Origin of the sequence: Anaerobranca gottschalkii DSM 13577 (assembly GCF_900111575.1) — a bacterium.
Lineage (GTDB): Bacteria > Bacillota > Proteinivoracia > Proteinivoracales > Proteinivoracaceae > Anaerobranca > Anaerobranca gottschalkii.
The window spans coordinates 21880-28422 of the sequence record NZ_FOIF01000026.1 but is presented as its reverse complement, the minus strand read 5'-3'; the positions used below and the strand labels follow the sequence as shown (position 1 = coordinate 28422).

Here is a 6543-nt window from a genome sequence, read left to right as displayed (position 1 = left end):
AAAAAGGACTTCCAATTTTTATCTAATAATTTTAATGTTTGTTGGGCAGATTGTGCTGTTGGCATATTTCTGTAATCATTATCCATTCCTTCTTGTTTTAATAGTTTGTCCATTTTATTGTAAGAGATATATTTACCTTTAATTGTTAAAATTTTCAATATTATTTCTTGTTTTTATTTATTTTTATGACTATATTAAAATTATTTATACCTTTCCATTTTAACTTTTTCATAAGGTAGTTTAGTTAAATCATAGGGTTCCTTTTCTTCAGCAGGGTAACCAATAGCTATTATGGCTTCTACTTTTAGATGTTCAGGGATATTTAATAGTTTTTGAATATACTCCTCTGCTGTGTTTTTTGAATCATGTTCTCTGTTTCTAATTTGAACCCAGCAAGAACCTAATCCTAATTTTTCCGCTGTCAGTTGTACTACAATTCCCGCTATAGAGGTATCTTCTATCCAAACATCACTTTTTGTAGAATCTCCTAAAATTACAAAGGCTAAAGGGGCATCTTTAACAAAGGAGGAACCATGTTTTTTCGCATAAGATAACTTGTTCAAAGTTTCTTTGTCTTGAACTACTATAAACTCCCAAGGCCTTATGTTTCTAGAAGAAGGTGATAATAAAGCACTTTGGATAAGGGTTTTAATTTTCTCCTCCTCTATTTTTTGATCTTTATATTTTCTTATACTCCGGCGATTAATCAGTGTTTCCAACATATTCATCCCTCCGCTCTCTTTCCATTATAAATATTATACATTATTTTTTAATAGATGTATAAATTTTACTATTTAGCTTCAAAATATTATTAAATATTTTGGGGAGGGATTTGGGTGTCTAAATTTTTAAAAGACCTAGGTTTGCCTTTAATTCTCTTAAGACTTTTAGTATCTAAATTTCATTATCTAATACTTTTAATAGTATTACTTCGTTTCTTCTTTGCTGCTAATTTTCCATCTACCTTTGATAAAGGATTGTTAATATATATTCTTTTTTCCTTTCTTATAAATACTTATCTAGAAAACTGGAAAGAAAAAGAGAGAAAAAAATTTCTTTTAAGAGCCAGAGCTAGAAAAGAAGAAAAGGATGTAGAAAAGGTGGTTAATGAATAACCACCTTTTCTATACATCCATTCTTTTTAAATCTTCTGGGATAATTAGTTCAGCTTCTGTAGCAGCAATCACTTCTTCTAAGGTAGCTTCTGGTCCTAATTCTTTTAACAATAAACCTTTTTCAGTTACTTCAATTACAGCCATTTCTGTAATTATCAAGTTTACTTGGTTAGCTGCCGTTAATGGCAATGTACATCTTTTTAATATTTTAGGACTGCCTTTAGCTGTGTGTTCCATTGCTACAATTACTTTTTTAGCTCCTACAACTAAATCCATGGCTCCACCCATACCTGGAACCATTTTACCTGGTATCATCCAATTGGCAAGATTTCCTTGTTCATCAACTTGTAATGCACCTAATACAGTTACGTCTACATGTCCACCTCTAATAATAACAAAGGAAGTGGCACTATCAAAAAAGGCTCCTCCCGGTTTTATGGTTACTGGTTGCCCTCCTGCGTTAGTTAAATCTAGGTCTTCTTCTCCAGGTTTTGGGGCTGGACCAAGGCCTACAAAGCCATTTTCAGATTGAAGGACAATATCTATATTTTCCGGTACATAGTTTGCAACTAAGGTAGGTAAACCAATACCTAAATTAACCACATCACCATCTTTTAATTCTTGGGCTACCCTTTTTGCTATAACTTCCCTTACACGATTTTTATCCATTACTCTTCACCCCCTACAATATAATCAACAAAAATTCCAGGTGTCATTACATCATTTGGGTCAATTTCTCCCACTTCTACTATTTCCTTAGCTTCAACTACAACAATATCTGCAGCGGTAGCCATTATTGGGTTAAAGTTTCTAGTTGTTTTCTCATAATAAACGTTTCCTTTTTTATCGACTTTTGAACCAGCAATTAATGCTATGTCAGCCTTTAAAGGTAATTCTAATAAATAATCTTTTCCATTTATCTTTATTTTTTCTTTTCCCTCTTCTACAATAGTACCTAAACCGGTAGGTGTTAATACTCCTCCTAACCCTGCTCCATATGCTCTAATTCTTTCCACTAGTGTACCTTGAGGTACCAATTCCACTTCGATTTCTTTTTCATTCATCTGTCTTCCTGTCTCTGGATTAGTACCAATATGGGATGTAATTACTTTTTTTATTTGCTTATTTTTAACTAATCTACCTAGGCCGTATTCAGTAGTTGAAGTATCATTAGCTATAACTGTTAAATCTTTTACCCCTTTTTCTATAAGCTTATCTATCAGTTTGTGGGGGGAACCACAGCCTAAAAAACCACCAATCATCACTGTCATTCCATCTTTTACAAGGGCAGCTGCCTCTTCAAAAGAAATTATTTTACTCATTAAAACCACCTCCAATTTTTTATTCATTGATATTTAATTGCAAATTATATGCCATAAATATTGTGCTCACAATCACAATCTATGCCTCTTAAATTTAATACTTTTCATCTATCTTAACCTCTAAAAGTGTAGTTATTTTTCTACAGCCCCCTTAAACTCCTTTACTATTCCTAAGAATACCAATAACTCAAGGATTATAGCAAATTTAAAGGTGTAGAAAAAAATCTACACTTATATTTTAAGTGTAGATTTTTTTCTACAGATACTCTATCATATTATACTTTTCTAATTTTTTATATAGTGATGTTCGGTGTATTTTTAATTTTTCCGCAGCTAAAGTTTTATTTCCCCCAACTTCTTCTATAGTTTTTTTAATAATATCCTTTTCTATTTCCTCCAATTTTTCTTTTAAAGATTGGCAATTAGAATCCCCTTTTTGAGTTTTGTGATTGCTCCTAATATATTCAGGGAAATCTTGTATTCTAATGATTGTCTTAGGTGCTAAATTCACTGCCCTCTCTAAAACATTTCTCAATTCCCTAACATTTCCCGGCCAATAATATTTTTTTAATACTTCAACCCCATCTTTTGTCAAAATTTTTTCTTCCATATTAAGATCAATTGCAAGTTTATTTAAAATTTTTTTCGCTATTATTTCTATATCTTCCAACCTTTCCCTTAAAGGTGGAATTTCAAGTTTAATAACATTTAACCTATAATATAAGTCTTTTCTGAAGTTTCCTTTTAATATCTCTTCTTCTAATTTTTCATTGGTAGCTGCTATAATTCTAGTATCTAATTTTATTGGTTTATTCCCCCCTACCCTTTCAAATTCCCTTCCTTCTAAAACCCTTAAGAGTTTAGATTGCATATCCATTGACAAACATCCAATTTCATCTAAGAATATAGTTCCACCTGTAGCTAATTCAAATTTACCCATCTTTCCACCTTTTTTAGCACCGGTAAAAGCTCCTTCTTCATAACCAAATAGTTCAGATTCTAATAGTTCTTTAGGTATTGCAGCACAATTAACTGTTACAAAGTTTCCATATTTTCTGCTACTTTCTCTGTGAATGGCATGGGCGAATAGTTCTTTACCAGTTCCACTTTCCCCTTGTATTAATATAGTAGAGTTAGTTTTTGCTACTCTCTTTGCTATGGTTTTAAGTTCTACCATTTTAAAATTATTACTTACTATATCGTCAAAAGTATATCGGGATTGGTATAGTTTACTTACTTCACCTTTATATTTATTTAAAGCATCTTCTAGAATTTGCACCTTTTTAGCTAAGGCCTGTAATTCACTTATATCACTGAAAAGAACAGTACCCGCTGCTCCTAAATGTTTCCCTTCTTTTATAATCGGTATTCTACTGGTAATTACTTTTTTACCGTGAATTTCTTGAATATCACAAAGCTCCTTCTCTCCCGTTTTAGCAACAATATGTAAACGGGTATTGGGTATTACCTCTTTAACATGTTTACCTAAAACATCTTCTTCCCGAATCCCTAAAAGTTTTTCATAATTCCATTTTACTATGTACCCTTCTGTATCAACTAAAACCATTCCATAATAAGCGTTATCTAATAATTCCTCCATCATTTCTATACTTTCTCTTAGTTTTCCTAATTCTTCAAGTTCCCGTTGTTTTTTCCCCATATAAATCCCCTACCACTATAAATTTTTATTTTTTAATTTATCCAACAAATTTTTAATTGCTTCCCTACGTTTAGCAGTTTCATCTTTATTAATCTGAATACCGATAGTTAGGATATCCCCTTCTTTAGCTTCTACAGGGAGTAACTTTCTTGGAAAATCTACTTGAATTTCCTCTTTCTCAAATAACAATACTGCATATTCCCCTTCAAAACGATCAATTATTGCTTCCATATTCTACTCCTCCTTATTTTTCTGTCTTTAAGCTATAAGTATTTCCATCGGTAGTTATTATTATTGTACCATGAAGATCAGTACGATAGACAGTAATATTTTTTTCCCTTAATAAATCTAATGTTTCTTCATGGGGATGTCCGTAGCGGTTCCCTTCTCCAACCATTATAATTCCTATCTGTGGTGATACCATTTGTAGAAACTCTCTAGTAGTAGAAGTAGAAGAACCGTGATGAGCCACCTTTAAGACTTGACTTTTTAGTGTTTGTCTACTAACACTGTCTAGAATTTCTAATTCAGCCTCTCTTTCTATATCTCCAGTAAACAAAAAGTTTATATCGCCATAAACCAGTTTAATCACTATAGAGGCATTGTTAAGCTCTCTAGAAGAAGGATTGCTAGGATGAAGTATTTTAAAGTAAAACCCATTCTTAACATCAACTCTCATCCCTGCTCTACCTTCTGTAAACTTAATGTTTTTTTGGTCAATGATTGTTAAGTAATCTTCAAATGTTTTTGTAGTATGGATAACTCCTGGATCTATAACTTCATCTACTGTAAAATTTTCTAATACTTGGATAAGTCCTCCAATATGATCGGCATGGGGATGAGTTCCTACTACAGTATTTATACGTTGGATACCTAATTCTTTTAGGTACTGAGCGACTTTTTCCCCGGCTGATCTATCACCACCGTCAATTAGCATAACATAGTCCTTTTCCTGTATTAGAATACTATCCCCTTGTCCTACATCTATAAAATGAACTTTTAAGGTTCCTTCTGGTGTTGGCTCACTATATAAGTTACAACCGGTAAAAAATAAAGTTAATAAAATTAAAACTAATAAACTATTTCTAAACCATTTATCCATCTATTTCTACCTCTCCCTAAAGTATATAAAGTTCATAATCATATTCGACAATAAAAATTTTTCCCTGTTCCCTCTCTAAAATATCTATATAGACAACAGTATCTTCTGCAAAAATAAAAGTTAAAGGAAGGGCTGGATTCCCTTGCAAATAGAATCCTAAATTGCCATTAAATTCATCGATATAGTCGGATACAACACAGTTTCCATTAACTATTAAAACATCCTTCCTTTTATCGATTTTAATTTTGGGTATGTAGTAAATCTGTTCTCCATTAAGAACTAGGGTTATCTTCATATCCCTTAGAGGATGATTCTTGATTAAACTTATAAAATCTTCCTCTTTTTTTATTAAACTTTCATTACCTTTTTGGTAGAGGATTAAAAAGTACCCTTCCAGCTTAATTACCTCTATAACTTCACAACAATCATTAACCACGAAACTTTCAATATTTTCATCCATAAAGGTATAAGTATATTTATTTAACCAATTAACCACATCACTTAAATTAAAAATATCTTTTGGAAAATGAATGGCAAATACTTCATAACTTTTTTTATTTTTTTCAATGATAAAATATACTTCTCCTAACTTTACACCTTGATATTTGGGGTATTTCCCCTTTTTTTCACTTTCTTTATTTATAATACATTCAAAATAAGTACTTTTTTCTAGTATAGATAACTTTTTATTATTGCTTCTATACTTACTTAAGTGGATTACTGACAAAGATATCACCCCCAAGCCCTTTTAATATTATTTATTCTAGATTTTTTTGTTAATACCTTTATACAGATTAAAATTTATAGGGTATCTTAATGGCCAATAATTATTAACCATCTCGATACCCTTATAACTTTACTTTATTATAAAGTAAAGACTGACCTTCGTTCCCCCATCTATTTTCTTCCCTACAATTACTTTATCGGCTAAATAACTAGTTATAGTTAATCCATATCCTATTTTTTCTTTAATCTTTCTATATTTGTTTTCTTTTAGAAATTCCAAAGATCCAGTTAATTCTTTCCTTATACCAACTCCATTATCAGAAATATCAGTGATTATCCAGTTTTTATAAACCTTATATTCTACTTCAATAACTCCTTGCCTATTTTTATAGCCATGTATAATACAATTAGTAAATATTTCATCGAGGGATATTATATATTTGTACAGACTTTTTTTAGATTTAGAAAAACTTTTAAATATCCTTTCAGATATGTTAAGAAATTTTTCTAATGATTTAATATCTGATTTAAAAGATAATTTTCTATAATAGATGTATTTTCCTCCCATATAGCTTCCTCCTTTATTTAATTAAAAATAAAAAAAATAACCCACAAAAC

Annotated in this window: 9 protein-coding genes; 1 reads left to right on the top strand and 8 read right to left on the bottom strand. The window is 30.9% G+C overall.

The genetic code is table 11. From position 1 onward, the window contains the following. Positions 1-200 precede the first annotated feature (200 nt). Positions 201-722, bottom strand: a complete 522-nt coding sequence (locus tag BMX60_RS07370; protein ID WP_091350814.1) for a nitroreductase family protein — start codon at positions 720-722, stop codon at positions 201-203. 114 nt (positions 723-836) lie between these two features. Here BMX60_RS07370 and BMX60_RS07365 point away from each other — a divergent pair, with 114 nt between their 5' ends. After that, on the top strand, positions 837-1115 hold the full coding sequence (locus BMX60_RS07365; protein ID WP_091350812.1) for a hypothetical protein: 279 nt from the start codon (positions 837-839) through the stop codon (positions 1113-1115). Positions 1116-1124: 9 nt separating this feature from the next. Here BMX60_RS07365 and BMX60_RS07360 read toward each other — a convergent pair whose 3' ends face one another. The 7 genes from BMX60_RS07360 to BMX60_RS07330 form a co-directional block, all read right to left on the bottom strand. Beyond that, entirely contained in the window at positions 1125-1784 is a 660-nt protein-coding gene (locus tag BMX60_RS07360; protein WP_091350811.1) for a CoA transferase subunit B, read from the bottom strand. Continuing rightward, positions 1784-2437 carry an acetate CoA-transferase subunit alpha gene (atoD, locus tag BMX60_RS07355; RefSeq protein ID WP_091350809.1) on the bottom strand — a complete coding sequence of 218 codons (654 nt, stop codon included), beginning with the start codon at positions 2435-2437 and terminating at the stop codon, positions 1784-1786. Before atoD ends, BMX60_RS07360 begins: the two co-directional genes overlap by 1 nt. A gap of 256 nt (positions 2438-2693) precedes the next feature. Continuing rightward, on the bottom strand, positions 2694-4097 hold the full coding sequence (locus BMX60_RS07350; protein WP_091350808.1) for a sigma-54 interaction domain-containing protein: 1404 nt from the start codon (positions 4095-4097) through the stop codon (positions 2694-2696). A gap of 15 nt (positions 4098-4112) precedes the next feature. Beyond that, on the bottom strand, positions 4113-4328 hold the full coding sequence (locus BMX60_RS07345) for a DUF3006 domain-containing protein (RefSeq protein WP_091350806.1): 216 nt from the start codon (positions 4326-4328) through the stop codon (positions 4113-4115). 13 nt (positions 4329-4341) lie between these two features. Continuing rightward, positions 4342-5199 (bottom strand): ComEC/Rec2 family competence protein, encoded by an 858-nt coding sequence (locus BMX60_RS07340; protein WP_091350805.1) that lies wholly within the window; start codon positions 5197-5199, stop codon positions 4342-4344. A gap of 16 nt (positions 5200-5215) precedes the next feature. After that, a complete protein-coding gene (locus tag BMX60_RS07335) occupies positions 5216-5926 on the bottom strand; it encodes a hypothetical protein (protein ID WP_091350803.1) in 711 nt (236 codons plus the stop codon). Positions 5927-6055: 129 nt separating this feature from the next. Next, the gene (locus BMX60_RS07330; RefSeq protein ID WP_091350802.1) at positions 6056-6493 is read right to left on the bottom strand and encodes an ATP-binding protein; all 438 of its coding nucleotides are present in this window, start codon (positions 6491-6493) and stop codon (positions 6056-6058) included. Between the last annotated feature and the right edge of the window lie 50 nt (positions 6494-6543).